Here is a 16834-nt window from a genome sequence, read left to right on the forward strand (position 1 = left end):
GGTATATCGGCTATTACAACAATGAACGGATCAAACTGAAGTTAAAGGGCCTGAGCCCGGTAGAATACCGGACCCGGGCCACAGCGGCAGCCTGATTACAACCGTCCAACTTTATGGGGTCAGTTCAATCAGGGCGGGGCCGTTTCTGCTCGCGTGAGTCAGGCCGAGGGGCACAGAAATATTGCCGCGACACTCGTTGATCAGGCCAAGCTGGATATCTTGCAAAAGGCGTCCGTCGCGTATGCCAACTGGGTGGGAGCCGAAGGGCAGGCGCAAGCCAGCGCCGCACAGTTGCAGGATTCTGTCCGCTCACGCGATGTGTACAAAAGCGAATATAAGCTTAACCAGCGCACGCTGAATGATTTACTCAGCGTAGAACAGGACGTATTCCAGGCTGAGTTTTCACAGGTCAGCGCTAAATATGACAGCGGGTATTCATTGATTAATTACTTGACGGCGGTAAATAATTTATTGCCTCAGCTTGGAATTAGTCAGGGAATGAAACAGTCATTACCCGACTTAAAATGATCTGCCGTTAAATCAACAATAATAATGCCTTTCGGCATTGAAAAAACACCTCACATTATTGACAAGGATAAAGGACAATATCATGAGCAGAAGCATAGATATTATCTCACGTAAAACGTCGCTGAAGAATGTTTTCACTGCCCAGGGAAATACGGCACTTGCAATGAACGAGTCGGGCATCGTGGTTATTCATGACTCGGTGAAAAATGTCGCCAGTTATGAACGCAGCGGTAATGACCTGATTATTCATATGCAGGATGGCTCCGTCATCCGTTGTGTAGGATATTTTGAGAATATAGGTCAGGAAAATGAAAATAAACTGGTTTTCCAGAATGAAAATCAGCAGCTGACCGAAATTAATTTTACCGATGCGACAGCAGCTCATGATACTGCTGCTTTTACAGTCCATGCGGTGGAAACACCGCTTGCAGGCTTTGAGCCTTTGCTGCTCAGCACGACAGAAGTCAGTGTTGAGTGGCCGTATCTGCTGGCTGGCGTGCTGGGTGCAGGCGCTGTGGGTGCTTTGCTGGGACATAGCGGCGGCACCGACGAAAAAACCAAAATCGTTGATAATACAAAAGACGTCGAAGTGGCGCGGCCAACCTTCCTGGTAACGGATACGCAGGGCGACAGCCAGGGCATTCTTGTCAATCAGGCTGTGACCGATGATGTGCGTCCTACTTTCACCGGCACCGGCAATCCGGGTGCTGAAATTTCTATTGTGGATGCCAGCGGAAACATTATCGCGACGACGCTGGTCGGCGCTAATGGTCAGTGGACGGCCCAGCTCGCGCCACAGTCTGCCGGTTCCCACACCTATATCGTGGTTCAGGAAAGTAACGGTTCAAGCACCAGCGCGGGTTCCATTACGCTCAATATCGTGACGGAAAAAGCGTCCCTGAGTGTCGATACGCTGGCCGGAGATAACGTGCTGAACGCCGCAGAAGCGGGCGCGGAAGTAGCCCTTTCAGGTCAAAGCGCGTATCTGGCCGCCGGAACTACCGTGACGGTTTCCCTGAATGGTTTGAGCTGGCAAACCACCGTATCTGCGGACGGCAGTTGGTCAGTCAACGTTCCTGGTGCTGATGCGCAGGCGCTTGCCGATGGCGTGTATACCGTTCAGGTCAGCGGCGTCGACAGCGCAGGCAATACCATCACATCCAGCTCCACTTTAACGGTTGATACCCATCCTCCGTCACTCGTCATTAACACACTGGCGGGAGACGATATTCTCAATGCTGCAGAAGCGGGCCAGCCACTGACTCTCAGCGGCACGTCGGATGCCGGAGCCGGTCAGATTGTGACGCTTCTGCTTAACGGTATCGCCTACACGGCGACCGTCGATGCCAGTGGTCACTGGTCAGTGAATATTCCTGCTGCCCATGCGGGCGTACTCAAAGACGGAAATGTCACTGTCAGCGCCTCGGTCAGCGATGCGGCGGGCAACAGCACCTCCACCACGCATGACGTGCTTGTAGACACCACGATCCCGGTCGTCACCATCAATACCATTGCCGGGGATAATATTCTTAACAGCCTCGAGCAGACGCAGGCGCAAATCGTCAGCGGCACCAGCACCGGCGGGGCTGCGGGCGATACCGTGACGCTGGAAGTGAACGGTCAGACTTACACCACCACGCTTGCGGCAGACGGCTCCTGGAGCATCGGATTACCGGCGTCAGTGTTCAGTTCACTGGCCGATGGTAGCCACAGCATCACGGTGAGTATCACCGACAAAGCGGGCAACACGGGCAGCCAGAATGCGAACGTGATGTTGTCATCCGGCCATCCGCAACTGAGCATTGATTCCGTTGTTAATGGCAATGTGATTAACGCATTGGGTAAAGGCGAAGCGCTGGAAGTCCAGGGCAGCAGCAACAGCGCCGACGGCACCTCAGTCACCGTCACTCTGAACGGAGTGGATTACACCACCACTGTCAGCGGCGGAAACTGGTCGTTATCCATTCCGGCGACCGACGTCGCTAAGCTCGGCGATACAAATTACACCCTGACCGCCAGCAGCACCGATGCGGCGGGCAACACCGGCAGCGCGACGCACGACGTGTTAGTCGACAGTTCTCTGCCGTCCGTGAGCATCAGCCCGGTCGCCACCGACAACATCGTTAACGCCACCGAAATCAACGCCGATCAGCAGATCAGCGGCAAAGTGACGAATGCGGCAGCGGGCGATACCGTCACCCTTACGCTCGGCGGAAAAACCTATACGGCTGAAGTACAAAATGACCTGAGCTGGAGCGTCAGCCTGCCTTCTGCGGATCTGAAAGGGTTCGGCGACGGCGACCTGACGATTTCTGCCAGCGTCACCAATCAGCACGGCAACAGCGGCAGTGCGGATCGTGAGATCAACATCGACGCCGGTCTGCCGGGGCTGCGTCTCGACACCGTGGCGGGCGACGATATAGTCAACAGCATCGAAATCCAGCAGAACCAGATCATCAGCGGCACCAGCACCGATATCGCGGCAGGTAGCAGCGTGACTGTCACCGTCAACGGCGTCGATTATCAGGCGACCGTCGGCGCGAACGGCGCATGGTCAGCAGCGGTTCCTTCCACCGACGTAGCGAACTGGCCTGCGGGCGCGCTTAACATCAGCGTGACCGGCTCGGATGTGTCCGGCAATTCCGTAACCATCTCGAATAATGTCACCGTCGATCTGAGCGGCGTCGCAATCACCGTCGACACCATCGCGGCGGACGACATCATTAACGCCGCTGAAAAAGCGGCAGATTTAACCCTGAGCGGCACGACGCAAAACGTCGAAGCCGGTCAGACGGTGACCGTGAACTTCGCGGGGCACACGTATACCGCAACCGTCGGCAACGACGGCAGCTGGAGCGTCAATGTTCCGGCAGGCGATATGACCAGCCTGAAAGACGGCGACGTGACTGCAACTGCCAGCGTCACTAACGTGGCGGGCAACAGCGCGACTGCGGCGAACACCGCGGAAGTGGATGCCTCTGCGCCGACGATTACCCTCAACACCATCGCCGGTGACAACGTGCTGAACAGCGCGGAAGCCGGTGCAGACGTGGTGCTGAGCGGCACTTCCACTGCCGAAGCCGGTCAGGTGGTGACTGTCACGCTGAACGGTCAGAACTACACTGCGACCGTCGGCACCGACGGCGCCTGGAGCACGTCTGTTCCGGCAGCGGACGCCTCGGCGCTGAGCGACGGCACCTATTCTGTGAACGCGACGGTGAAAGACGTGGCGGGCAACAGTGCTTCTGCCAGCGGTTCGGTTCTGGTGGATATCACCGCGCCGGTTCTGACCATCAATACCGTTTCCAATGACGATGTGATCAACGCGCAGGAGCATCTGCAAAATCTGATGATCACAGGCGGTTCCGCGGGCGTTCCGGCGGGCGGACTGGTAACCGTCGACATCGATGGCAACAGCTACACCGCAGCGGTTGACGCGAACGGCAACTGGAGCGTCGGCGTTCCGGCTGACGTGGTCAGCACGCTGACTGACGGTTCGTATACCGTGACGGCTTCTGTGAAAGACGCCGCAGGCAACGACGGTTCCGTCACCCACGACGTCACGGTTGATACCGTTGCGCCGGTTCTGACTATCGATACCGTTGCAGCTGACGACGTCATTAACGCTATCGAGAAAGGCGAAGTGCTGACCGTCAGTGGCACCAGCAATGGTGCAGACGGCAGCGTGATTACGCTGAACCTCAACGGCCAGAACTACACCGCAACCGTCACTAATGGCGCATGGACGCTGGACGTTCCGGCGACCGACGTCGCTAAGCTCGGCGATACAAATTACACCCTGACCGCCAGCAGCACCGATGCGGCAGGCAACACCGGCAGCGCGACGCACGACGTGTTAGTCGACAGCTCTCTGCCGTCCGTGAGCATCAGCCCGGTCGCCACCGACAACATCGTTAACGCCACCGAAATCAACGCCGATCAGCAGATCAGCGGCAAAGTGACGAATGCGGCAGCGGGCGATACCGTCACCCTTACGCTCGGCGGCAAAACCTATACGGCTGAAGTACAAAGTGACCTGAGCTGGAGCGTCAGCGTGCCGTCCGCAGACCTGAAAGGGTTCGGCGACGGCGACCTGACGATTTCTGCCAGCGTCACCAATCAGCACGGCAACAGCGGCAGTGCGGATCGTGAGATCAACATCGACGCCGGTCTGCCGGGGCTGCGTCTCGACACCGTGGCGGGCGACGATATAGTCAACAGCATCGAAATCCAGCAGAACCAGATCGTCAGCGGCACCAGCACCGATATCGCGGCGGGCAGTTCCGTTACCGTGACCATCAACGGCGTCGATTATCAGGCGACCGTCGGCGCGAACGGCGCATGGTCTGCGGCGGTTCCTTCCACCGATGTGGCGAACTGGCCTGCGGGTCAGCTTGCGATCAGCGTGACCGGCACCGACGTGTCCGGCAATTGGGTAACCATCTCGAACAACGTCACCGTCGATCTGAGCGGCGTCGCAATCACCGTTGATACCATCGCGGCGGACGACATCATTAACGCCGCTGAAAAAGCGGCAGATTTAACCCTGAGCGGCACGACGCAAAACGTCGAAGCCGGTCAGACGGTGACCGTGAACTTCGCGGGGCACACGTATACCGCAACCGTCGGCAACGACGGCAGCTGGAGCGTCAATGTTCCGGCAGGCGATATGACCAACCTGAAAGACGGCGACGTGACTGCAACTGCCAGCGTCACCAACGTGGCAGGCAACGGCGCCAGCGCGGCGAACACCGCGGAAGTGGACGCGTCTGCGCCGACGATTACCCTCAACACCATCGCCGGTGACAACGTGCTGAACAGTGCGGAAGCGGGCGCGGACGTGGTCCTGAGCGGCACATCGACGGCGGAAGCGGGTCAGATCGTGACCGTTACCGTAAACGGCAATGACTACACCGCGACCGTCGGCACCGACGGCACCTGGAGCACGTCTGTTCCGGCAGCGGACGCAGCGGCGCTGAGCGACGGCACCTATTCCGTGAATGCCACCGTCAAAGACGTGGCGGGCAACAGTGCTTCTGCCAGCGGTTCGGTTCTGGTGGATATCACCGCGCCGGTTCTGACCATCAATACCGTTTCCAATGATGATGTGATCAACGCGCAGGAGCATCTGCAAAATCTGATGATCACAGGCGGTTCCGCGGGCGTTCCGGCGGGCGGACTGGTAACCGTCGACATCGATGGCAACAGCTACACCGCAGCGGTTGACGCGAACGGCAACTGGAGCGTCGGCGTTCCGGCTGACGTGGTCAGCACGCTGACTGACGGTTCGTATACCGTGACGGCTTCTGTGAAAGACGCCGCAGGTAACGACGGTTCCGTCACCCACGACGTCACGGTTGATACCGTTGCGCCGGTTCTGACTATCGATACCGTTGCAGCTGACGACGTCATTAACGCTATCGAGAAAGGCGAAGTGCTGACCGTCAGCGGCACCAGCAATGGTGCAGACGGCAGCGTGATTACGCTGAACCTCAACGGCCAGAACTACACCGCAACCGTCACTAATGGCGCATGGACGCTGGACGTTCCGGCGACCGACGTCGCTAAGCTCGGCGATACAAATTACACCCTGACCGCCAGCAGCACCGATGCGGCAGGCAACACCGGCAGCGCGACGCACGACGTGTTAGTCGACAGCTCTCTGCCGTCCGTGAGCATCAGCCCGGTCGCCACCGATAACATCGTGAACGCCACCGAAATCAACGCCGATCAGCTGATCAGCGGCAAAGTGACGAATGCGGCAGCGGGCGATACCGTCACCCTTACGCTCGGCGGAAAAACCTATACGGCTGAAGTACAAAGTGACCTGAGCTGGAGCGTCAGCGTGCCGTCCGCAGACCTGAAAGGGTTCGGCGACGGCGACCTGACGATTTCTGCCAGCGTCACCAATCAGCACGGCAACAGCGGCAGTGCGGATCGTGAGATCAACATCGACGCCGGTCTGCCTGGTCTGCGCATCGACACGGTGGCGGGCGACAATGTGGTCAACAGCATCGAAATCCAGCAGAACCAGATCGTCAGCGGCACCAGCACCGATATCGCGGCGGGCAGTTCCGTTACCGTGACCATCAACGGCGTCGATTATCAGGCGACCGTCGGCGCGAACGGCGCATGGTCAGCGGCGGTTCCTTCCACCGATGTAGCGAACTGGCCTGCGGGTCAGCTTGCGATCAGCGTGACCGGCACCGACGTGTCCGGCAATTCGGTAACCATCTCGAATAACGTCACCGTCGATCTGAGCGGCGTCGCAATCACCGTCGACACCATCGCGGCGGACGACATCATTAACGCCGCTGAAAAAGCGGCAGATTTAACCCTGAGCGGCACGACGCAAAACGTCGAAGCCGGTCAGACGGTGACCGTGAACTTCGCGGGCCACACCTATACCGCAACCGTCGGCAACGACGGCAGCTGGAGCGTCAATGTTCCGGCAGGCGACATGACCAGCCTGAAAGACGGCGACGTGACTGCAACTGCCAGCGTCACCAACGTGGCAGGCAACGGCGCGACTGCGGCGAACACCGCGGAAGTGGACGCGTCTGCGCCGACAGTAACCATTCAAACCATCAGCGCCAGCGATGTGCTGAACGCCGTCACAGCGGGCACCGATGTCACCCTCAGCGGCACCAGTACCGCACAGGTGGGCCAGACAGTCATCATCACGCTGGGCAGTGAAACCTTTAGCGCGACGGTGGCCGCAGACGGCAACTGGACAACCGGCGTGCCGAACAGCGTGTTCTCCGGTCTGGGCGACGGTTCTTACACACTGACCGCCAGCGTCAGCGATATCGCAGGCAATCCGGCGACGGCCACCGGCACCGCGCAGGTTGATCTCACCGCGCCGGAAGTCACGATCAATACCGTGTCGGGCGATGACGTGATCAACAGTACTGAGCACGGGCAGGCGCAAATCATCAGCGGCACCGTGACCGGTGTCGATGCAGGCTCTGTGGTCACGGTGACCATCAACAACGTCGATTACCGCGCGGTCAGCGATGGCTCCGGTAAATGGAGCGTCGGGGTTCCGGCGAATGTGGTCAGCGGCCTGAATGACGGCAGCTACACTATCACCGCGCAGGTCACCGACACCGCCGGAAATACCGGTTCTGCCAGCCGTGACGTAACCGTTGAAACCACTTCGCCTGTCTTTGTTATCAATGACATGGCTGGTGGGGATAATATTCTTAACGCCACCGAAGCGCAGACCACGCTGACTGTCACCGGTACGGTGACAGGTCTGGCTGATGGCGCGACGGTTATTGTGACGCTTAACGGCCTGAACTATCAGGGTACCGTCAACGGCGGCGTCTGGAGTGCAGATATTCCGGCCAGCGACCTGGCGAATCTGGGGCAGGCGCTTTATCAGGTCAGCGTCAGCGGCACTGACGTTTACGGCAACAGCGGTTCTTCTGCTAAAACGCTGCAAACCTCGTCCGATAGCCCGGTAGTGACCATTAATACGGTCGCGGGCGATGACATTATCAATGCCACTGAGATCACGCAGGACCAGGTGATCGGCGGCAGGGTTACGCATGCGCAAGCAGGGCAAACCGTCACCGTGACGGTGGGCGGTAAAACCTACACCACAGAGGTGCAGAGCGATCTCTCCTGGAGCCTGACCGTTCCGGCAGCCGATCTGGTTGCCATGGGCGACGGTAGCCTGAACATTGCTGCCAGCGTAACCAACACCAGCGGCAACAGCGGTTCCGGTGAGCGCGATATCACGATTGATGCGGCAATCCCCGGTCTGCGTATCGACACCATTGCCGGCGACAATATCGTCAACAGCATCGAAATCCAGCAGAACCAGATTATCAGTGGAACCAGCAATGGTCTGGCGGCAGGCAGCAGCGTGACCGTGACCATTAACGGTGTGGATTATCCGGCGACCGTCGGCGCAGGCGGTAACTGGTCTGCGGCCATCCCTGCCGTTGACGTCGCGAACTGGTCAGCCGGTGAGCTGAAAGTCTCTGTCAGCGGAACCAGTGAGGCGGGCAACAGCGTCACCATCAGTAATGACATTACCGTGGATCTCAGCAGCGTCAGTATCGCTATCGACACGGTTTCCACTGACAACCTGCTGAATGCCGCAGAAAAAGCGGCAGATTTAACCCTGAGCGGCACCACGCTAAATGTTGAGGCCGGTCAGACGGTGACCGTTATTTTTGCGGGCAACAGCTATACCACTCAGGTGCAAACCGGTGGTACATGGAGCCTGACCGTTCCGGCTGCGGATATGACCCACCTGAAAGATGGCGATGCTTCAATTCAGGTTTCGGTAACCAATACTTCCGGTAACAGTGCCAGCGCGTCGCAGGATGTGACGTTCGATACGCTTGCACCGACCATCACGATGAATGTGATCGCCGGTGATAACGTGTTGAATCTGGCTGAAGCCAGCGCGGATGTCATTATCAGCGGCACTACCACGGCTGAGCCTGGCCAGATTGTGACGGTCGGAAATTACACGGCGGTGGTAGCGAATGACGGCAGCTGGAGCATAACGATCCCGGCTGCGGATGCGGGCATTCTGACCGACGGCACCTTCACCATTACGGCGTCTGTCAGCGACGTGGCGGGCAACAGTGCTTCGGTCAGCAATGATTTGGTGGTGGATGTGACACCACCAACTCTGACCATCAACACCGTTTCAGCAGACGATGTGATCAACGTGCAGGAGCACCAGCAAAACCTGATGATCACAGGCGGTTCCGCGGGCGTTCCGGCGGGCGGACTGGTAACCGTCGACATCGATGGCAACAGCTACACCGCAGCGGTTGACGCGAACGGCAACTGGAGCGTTGGCGTACCTTCTGACGTAGTCAGCAGCCTGACCGACGGTTCTTACACCGTCAGCGCCACTGTGAAAGATGCGGCGGGCAACAACGGTTCCGTCACTCATGACGTCACGGTTGATACCGTAGCGCCGGTTCTGACTATCAATACCGTGGCTGCCGACGACGTCATTAACGCTATCGAGAAAGGCGAAGTGCTGACCGTCAGTGGCACCAGCAATGGTGCAGACGGCAGCGTGATTACGCTGAACCTCAACGGCCAGAACTACACCGCAACCGTCACTAATGGCGCATGGACGCTGGACGTTCCGGCGACCGACGTCGCTAAACTCGGCGATACAAATTACACCCTGACCGCCAGCAGCACCGACGCGGCGGGCAACACCGGCAGCGCGACGCACGGCGTGTTAGTCGACAGCTCTCTGCCGTCCGTGAGCATCAGCCCGGTGGCCACCGACAACATCCTTAACGCCACCGAAATCAACGCCGATCAGCAGATCAGCGGCAAAGTGACGAATGCGGCAGCGGGCGATACCGTCACCCTTACGCTGGGCGGAAAAAACTACACCGCTGAAGTACAGGGCGACCTGAGCTGGAGCGTCAGCGTGCCGTCCGCAGACCTGAAAGGGTTCGGCGACGGCGACCTGACGATTTCTGCCAGCGTCACCAATCAGCACGGCAACAGCGGCAGTGCGGATCGTGAGATCAACATCGACGCCGGTCTGCCTGGTCTGCGCATCGACACGGTGGCGGGCGACGATGTGGTTAACAGCATCGAAATCCAGCAGAACCAGATCGTCAGCGGCACCAGCACTGATATCGCGGCAGGTAGCAGCGTGACTGTCACCGTCAACGGCGTCGATTATCAGGCGACCGTCGGCGCGAACGGCGCGTGGGCTGCGGCGGTTCCTTCCACCGATGTGGCGAACTGGCCTGCGGGCGCGCTTAACATCAGCGTGACCGGCACCGACGTGTCCGGCAATTCGGTAACCATCTCGAATAACGTCACCGTCGATCTGAGCGGCGTCGCAATCACCGTCGATACCATCGCGGCGGACGACATCATTAACGCCGCTGAAAAAGCGGCAGATTTAACCCTGAGCGGCACGACGCAAAACGTCGAAGCCGGTCAGACGGTGACCGTGAACTTCGCGGGGCACTCGTATACCGCAACCGTCGGCAACGACGGCAGCTGGAGCGTCAATGTTCCGGCAGGCGACATGACCAGCCTGAAAGACGGCGACGTGACTGCAACTGCCAGCGTCACCAACGTGGCAGGCAACGGCGCGACTGCGGCGAATACTGCCGAAGTGGACGCCTCTGCACCGACGATTACCCTCAACACCATCGCCGGTGACAACGTGCTGAACAGTGCGGAAGCGGGCGCGGACGTGGTCCTGAGCGGCACATCGACGGCGGAAGCGGGTCAGATCGTTACCGTTACCGTAAACGGCAATGACTACACCGCGACCGTCGGCACCGACGGCACCTGGAGCACGTCTGTTCCGGCAGCGGACGCAGCGGCGCTGAGCGACGGCACCTATTCCGTGAATGCCACCGTCAAAGATGTGGCGGGCAACAGTGCTTCTGCCAGCGGTTCGGTTCTGGTGGATATCACCGCGCCGGTCGTCACCATCAATACGGTGGCGGGCGACGATGTGCTGAACGCGGCGGAACATTCGCAGGCGCAGGTCATTACCGGCGGCAGCACCGGTACTCAGCCGGGCAATCTGGTCACGCTGGTGATTGGCGGAGTGACCTACACCACGGTCGTGGATGCCAGCGGCAACTGGAGCATCGGTGTTCCTGCGAACGTGATAAAAGGGCTGGCCTCCGGCGATAACACCCTTTCTGTCAGCATCACCGACAGTGCGGGCAACACTGGCAGCGGCGAACATCTGATCACCGTGAATGCCAGTGCGGTCAGCCTGAGCATCGATACGATTGCGCAGGACGACATCATCAATGCGGCGGAAAAAGGCACCAGCCTGACGATTTCCGGCGGCAGCGACATGCTGGCGACGGGCACCGAAGTGACCGTGGTGCTGAACGGGAAAAGTTACACCGCAGACGCCGGTGCTAACGGTGGCTGGACGCTGAGCGTTCCGTCAACCGATCTGGCGGCAATTGCGGACGGTAATTACACCGTGACCGCCAGTGCCAGCGATGCAGCGGGTAATCCGGCCAGCGCTACGCACAACGTGGTGGTTGATGCCACGGCGCCTGCGCTGCTCATCAACCCGGTCACTACCGATGGCATGCTGAATGCCGCGGAACTGGGCCAGCCGCTGACACTCAGCGGGACGTCTACCGCGCAGGCGGGTCAGAAGGTCAGCGTCACGCTCAACAATGAAACCTACACCACGACCGTGAATGCCAATGGCACCTGGTCGGTGAACGTTCCGGCGGACGACGTGTTGGCCCTCAAAGACGGCACGTTGACGGTCACCGCCAGCACCACCGACGTGGCCGGTAATCCGGCATCTGCCGACACTTCCGTGATTGTCGATACGGTTGCGCCAACGCTGACCATTAACACTATTGCCGGTGATGACATCATCAACACCACCGAGCAGCAGGCGGGTCAGACCCTCAGCGGCACCACGTCAGCGGAAGCGGGACAGATTGTCACCGTGACCTTTAACAATCGCGAATACCACGCCACCGTCACTTCCGGCGGCACGTGGAGCGTGAATGTGCCTGCGGCAGATTTCAACGGTGCAGCGGACGGCAGTTATACCGTCAGCGCGTCCGTGAAAGACGTCGCGGGAAATCCGGCGGCGACAGATTCCACTGTCAGCCTCAGCGGGGCGGTGCCTGAAATCACCATCAATACCTTCGCGCAGGACGATGTGGTCAGTGCGGCGGAACACGGCGGGCCGCTGGCGATTACGGGTACTTCAACGGCACCGGCGGGTTCAACCGTTACGGTGACGTTGAACGGCCAGAACTACACCACGCAGGTGGCAAGCGATCAGACCTGGACGCTGAACCTCAGCGCCAATGCCGTGAATGCGCTGGCGGATGGCGAGAATTACAGCATTACCGCGTCTGTCACCAACAGCATCGGCAACAGCGGTTCTGCCAGCCATGACATCGCGGTCGATACCACTGCGCCAGCAATGACCATCACCATTGATTCGGTCAGCGATGACACCGGCCGCAGCACCAGCGATTTTGTGACCAGCGATAACACCATCACGCTTAAAGGCGCGCTTTCTGCGGCATTGGGCGATAACGAGTCCGCGCAAATCAGCCTGGATGGCGGGGTGACCTGGACCACGCTGACCGTGACCGGAACCACCTGGAGCTACGTGCAGGGAAGCGCGCTGGCGGATGGCAGTTACACCTATAACGTGCGGGTGATTGACGCGGCGGGCAACGTCGGTTCAACGGCGGCGCAGACGGTAGTGATTGATACCGTCGCGCCAGACGCCAGCCAGTCCATCAGTATCGACGCGATTTCGCAGGATACCGGCCTGAGCGGCAGCGACTTTATCACCAGCGACACCACCATCAACCTGCGCGGCACGCTGGGCGCAGCGCCGGGGGCTGATGAGTATGTTCAAATCAGCCTCGACGGTGGCAATACCTGGAATGACGTCAGCATCAGCGGCCTGACCTGGACGTACATCGACGGCCGCACACTGGCGGACGGTGATTACAACTACCAGATGCGGGTGGTGGATCTGGCCGGTAACGTCGGCGCGACCGCCAGCCAGGTGGTCACAATTGATACCACAGCACCGGACAGCAGTAAAACGGTCAGTGTTGATGCGATCAGCACCGATACCGGCCTGAGCGGCAATGACTTTGTGACCAGTGATACCTCGCTGACCGTCACCGGATCACTTGGTGCAACGCTGTCTGCCGACGAAGTGGTGCAGGTGAGCGTTGACGGCGGTCTGACGTGGGCGAACGCGACGACGATTGGCACCGGCTGGACATTTGCCGATGGCCGCACGCTGACGGACGGTGATTACACCTATAACGTCCGCGTCGTCGATACGGCGGGTAACGTCGGCAATGTGACCTCGAAAGTCGTTACCGTCGATACCATTGCGCCGGACAGCAGCAAAACCGTGAGTATCGACAGCATCACGACGGACACCGGTTCATCTGCCAGCGATTTTGTTACCAGCGATACGTCACTGACGGTCACCGGTTCGATTGGGGAGGAACTGAGTCCGGGCGAAGTGGTGCAGATTAGCGTGGATAACGGCGCAACCTGGACCACCGTGACGCTTCAGGGCAGCACCTGGACTTACGTTGACGGCCGCACGCTGACCGACGGTCAGACGCTGTATCAGGTTCGCGTGGTGGATCAGGCCGGGAACGTTGGCCAGACTGCGCAGCAGGTGGTGACGATTGACACCACTGCGCCGACGCAAACCATCACCATTGAAGCGATAAGCAATGATACCGGCGATTCCGCCAGTGACTTCATCACCAGCGACAATACGCTGACCATGACCGGCGCACTGAGCGCAGCGCTGGCGACTGACGAAAGGGCGCAAATCAGCCTCGACGGCGGCAAAACCTGGACTGACGTGGTGGTGAACGGTGTGGGCTGGAGCTATGACGCCACCGGCACCGTGCTGGCGGACGGCAACTACAACGTGCAGGTGCGGGTTATCGATCAGGCGGGCAACGTCGGCACCCTCGGCAGTCAGACGGTGGTTATCGATACGCTGAACCCTGAAGCGGTGGCGACCATCGTTAAGTATTCCGATGACGAAGGCGATCGTACCGGTTCGTTCGGTTCCGGCACGTACACCGATGAAACCGCACCGACCCTGAGCGGCACGCTGAGCAAAGCGCTCGCCGATGGTGAAGTGCTGAAAATCTATCGCAACGGCGTCTTTGTTGGTGTCGCGACGGTGGTCGGTCTGGCCTGGACCTTCTCCGATTCAGCGCTGGCAGACGGCACCTACATCTACGTGGCGAAATCGCAGGATCTGGCAGGGAACACGTCGTCTTCAACCGATTTCATCCTGAACGTAGATACGTCGATCCCGACCACGATAGCGACGGTGACACCAGAATCCACGCAGGATACGACGCCAGTCATCAGCGGTACGTTGTCCGAAGCGCTGGGCGAAGGGATGTATGTGCAGGTGGTGGTCAACGGCGTGACGTACACGTCGGAAACCGGCGGCGCAGTGGTGGTCGATCCGCTGAACAACACCTGGTATTTGCAGGTGCCGGGCGCGCTCGGACTGGCAAGTTACGACGTGACCGCGCAGGTAAGAAGCAGCGCCGGCAACGGTAACGATGCAGGCATCAGCACCAGCGCGGTAGTGATATATGCAGAAACGGCGGTGGATACCAGTTGGGCGACCACAGCGGGCGCCACATCGACCAATGCCATGGCCTTCAGCCTGAACAGCGGCGGTTTGTGGAATATTGTCACCGGCATATCCGATTACACCAGTTCTGATCTGAACAATTATGCCGGTACCACGCTGACCAACTCCCGCGGCAACATCGTGGTGAGTTACACGCTGGCGGATACTGACCGTAATGGTACGTCAGACATTTATGCGACGGAAACCAACTACGGCGGCAGTATTCAGGGCAAATGGACGGCGAACGCAGACGGTTCGTACACCTACGGCCAGCAGGCCATCGGGACGACCATCTGGTACGGCGGTGTGATTGCTTACGATAAAACCGGTGACGGCTGGGTGGATCTGGCGTACGGCGATGCAGGCGGCGACTCCCGCAGCTATCTGGTGAATAACAACGGTGTGTTATCAGCTGATGGTTCCGCCGGTGCCGCCGGGCTCGCGGGTGTGACATATCGCGAAATCTCCGGCGTGGATATCAACAACGACGGTACGGTGGATATCGTTCAGCACACCAACCGTAACGGCGTGTACGCCCTGACGGTGGTGAGCAATAACGGTACCGGCACGTTGTCGGAAACCCAAAGTATCGCCAACGTGTTTGTACCGAATGCCGCTAACTCGACCACCGCAGTGTCGATGACCTGGGCGGACTTCAACGGCGACGGCCTGATGGATTTGTACATTTCCTCCGGTATGAATCCGAACGGAACGTACAACTACGGTGGCGCGATTTACTACAACAGCGGTCAGGGAACCCTGCTGACTACGCCAACGGCGGTTGGAACATCGACCACGAATGCAGCGTCAGCCGGCTATCTGTCAGCCGCCGTGGACTGGGACGGTGACGGTGATATGGACATCATAAAGTTCAGCACTTATTCCGCCAACCAGACCGCCACGTTGTACATGAACGACGGTACGGGCAACGGCTGGAGCAGCAGCGCGCTGGCGTCTTCACTGGTTAACGTGACGGGGATTGCGACTCTCGATTACGACTGGAACGGCACGCAGGACCTGCTGGTGTCGCAGGCCAACGGCAAAGTGGTGTACATCGCCAACAACAGCACCATTGCTGACGGCACGGCGATCCACCTGCGCATTCTCGACGGCGAAGGGATGAACGTGTTTTACGGCAACACCGTGCAGCTATACAACTCGGCCGGTGAACTGGTGGCGTCGCAAATAATCAACGCCCAGTCGGGTATCGGGATTAACGATGCGTCGGCGCTGGTGAATTTCTACGGGCTGGATCCGAATGAAACCTATTCGGCGGTGCTGGTGCGCAACATCAACGGCGTGTCGTCCAATGCGACCTGGAATGACCTGACCGCAGGCGACGGCACCAGCAGCTACTCGTTAACCGCAGACGCGGCAACCGGCGGGCACAGCGGCACAATCACCGGTACCGGCTACAACGACACATTTATCGCGGAAAACGGCACCTATGTGTACAACGGCTCGGGCGGCTGGAGCACCACGTCAGACCATGCGACCTGGAGCGTCACCGGCGGCCTGGACATCGTCGATTTCCGCAATGCGACCAGCGGCGTCACGGTAGATCTGAGCAGCAGTAATGCGCAGAACACCGGGTTCAACACGTCAACCTTCAAAGATATCGAAGGCATTGCCGGGTCGAACTACGACGATGTCATCACCGGCAGCGTGGGGGATAACGTGTTCGAAGGGCGCGGTGGCAACGACACCTTTAACTTAGGCAACGGCGGGCACGACACGCTGCTGTACAAGTTGCTGGACAGTGCTGACGCGACCGGCGGTAACGGCTCCGACACCATCAACGGCTTTACGGTCGGCACATGGGAAGGCACGGCGAACTCAGATCGTCTGGATCTGAGCGAGCTGTTGCAGTCCGGCGGTTACACCGGCACGGGCACAGCCAGCTACGTCAATGGCGTGGCGACGCTCGATACTTCTGCGGGCAACATCACCGATTACCTGTCGGTGACCACCGAGGGCAACAATACCGTCATCAAGGTTGATATGGATGGCAGCGGTTCGGTGCAGTCGATGACCACCATCGCAACGCTGAATAACGTGCATACCGATCTGGCGACGTTGCTGGCGAACCATCAGCTGATTGTCGGTTAATCAGTCGCAGGGCGGAGCAGGGCAAATCCCCTG

Annotated in this window: 3 protein-coding genes; all 3 read left to right on the forward strand. The window is 59.2% G+C overall.

Translation table 11 applies throughout. The annotated features are described in order from the left end of the window. Positions 1 to 95 (forward strand): IS3 family transposase (locus J1784_RS03225; protein ID WP_217147578.1); only part of this gene is annotated, 95 nt, incomplete at its 5' end. Between the two features lie 58 nt (positions 96 to 153). Then, on the forward strand, positions 154 to 528 hold the full coding sequence (locus tag J1784_RS03230) for a TolC family protein (protein WP_217147992.1): 375 nt from the start codon (positions 154 to 156) through the stop codon (positions 526 to 528). Positions 529 to 610: 82 nt separating this feature from the next. Then, positions 611 to 16801, forward strand: coding sequence for an Ig-like domain-containing protein (locus J1784_RS03235; protein WP_217147993.1), 16191 nt, complete (start codon positions 611 to 613; stop codon positions 16799 to 16801). Positions 16802 to 16834: the final 33 nt, after the last annotated feature.

The organism is Rahnella ecdela (assembly GCF_019049625.1).
GTDB classification, from domain to species: Bacteria; Pseudomonadota; Gammaproteobacteria; order Enterobacterales; family Enterobacteriaceae; genus Rahnella; species Rahnella ecdela.

Excerpts from the sequence above, each read along its gene's own strand:
- J1784_RS03235 (WP_217147993.1), top strand. The coding sequence starts at position 611 with ATGAGCAGAAGCATAGATATTATCTCACGTAAAACGTCGCTGAAGAAT.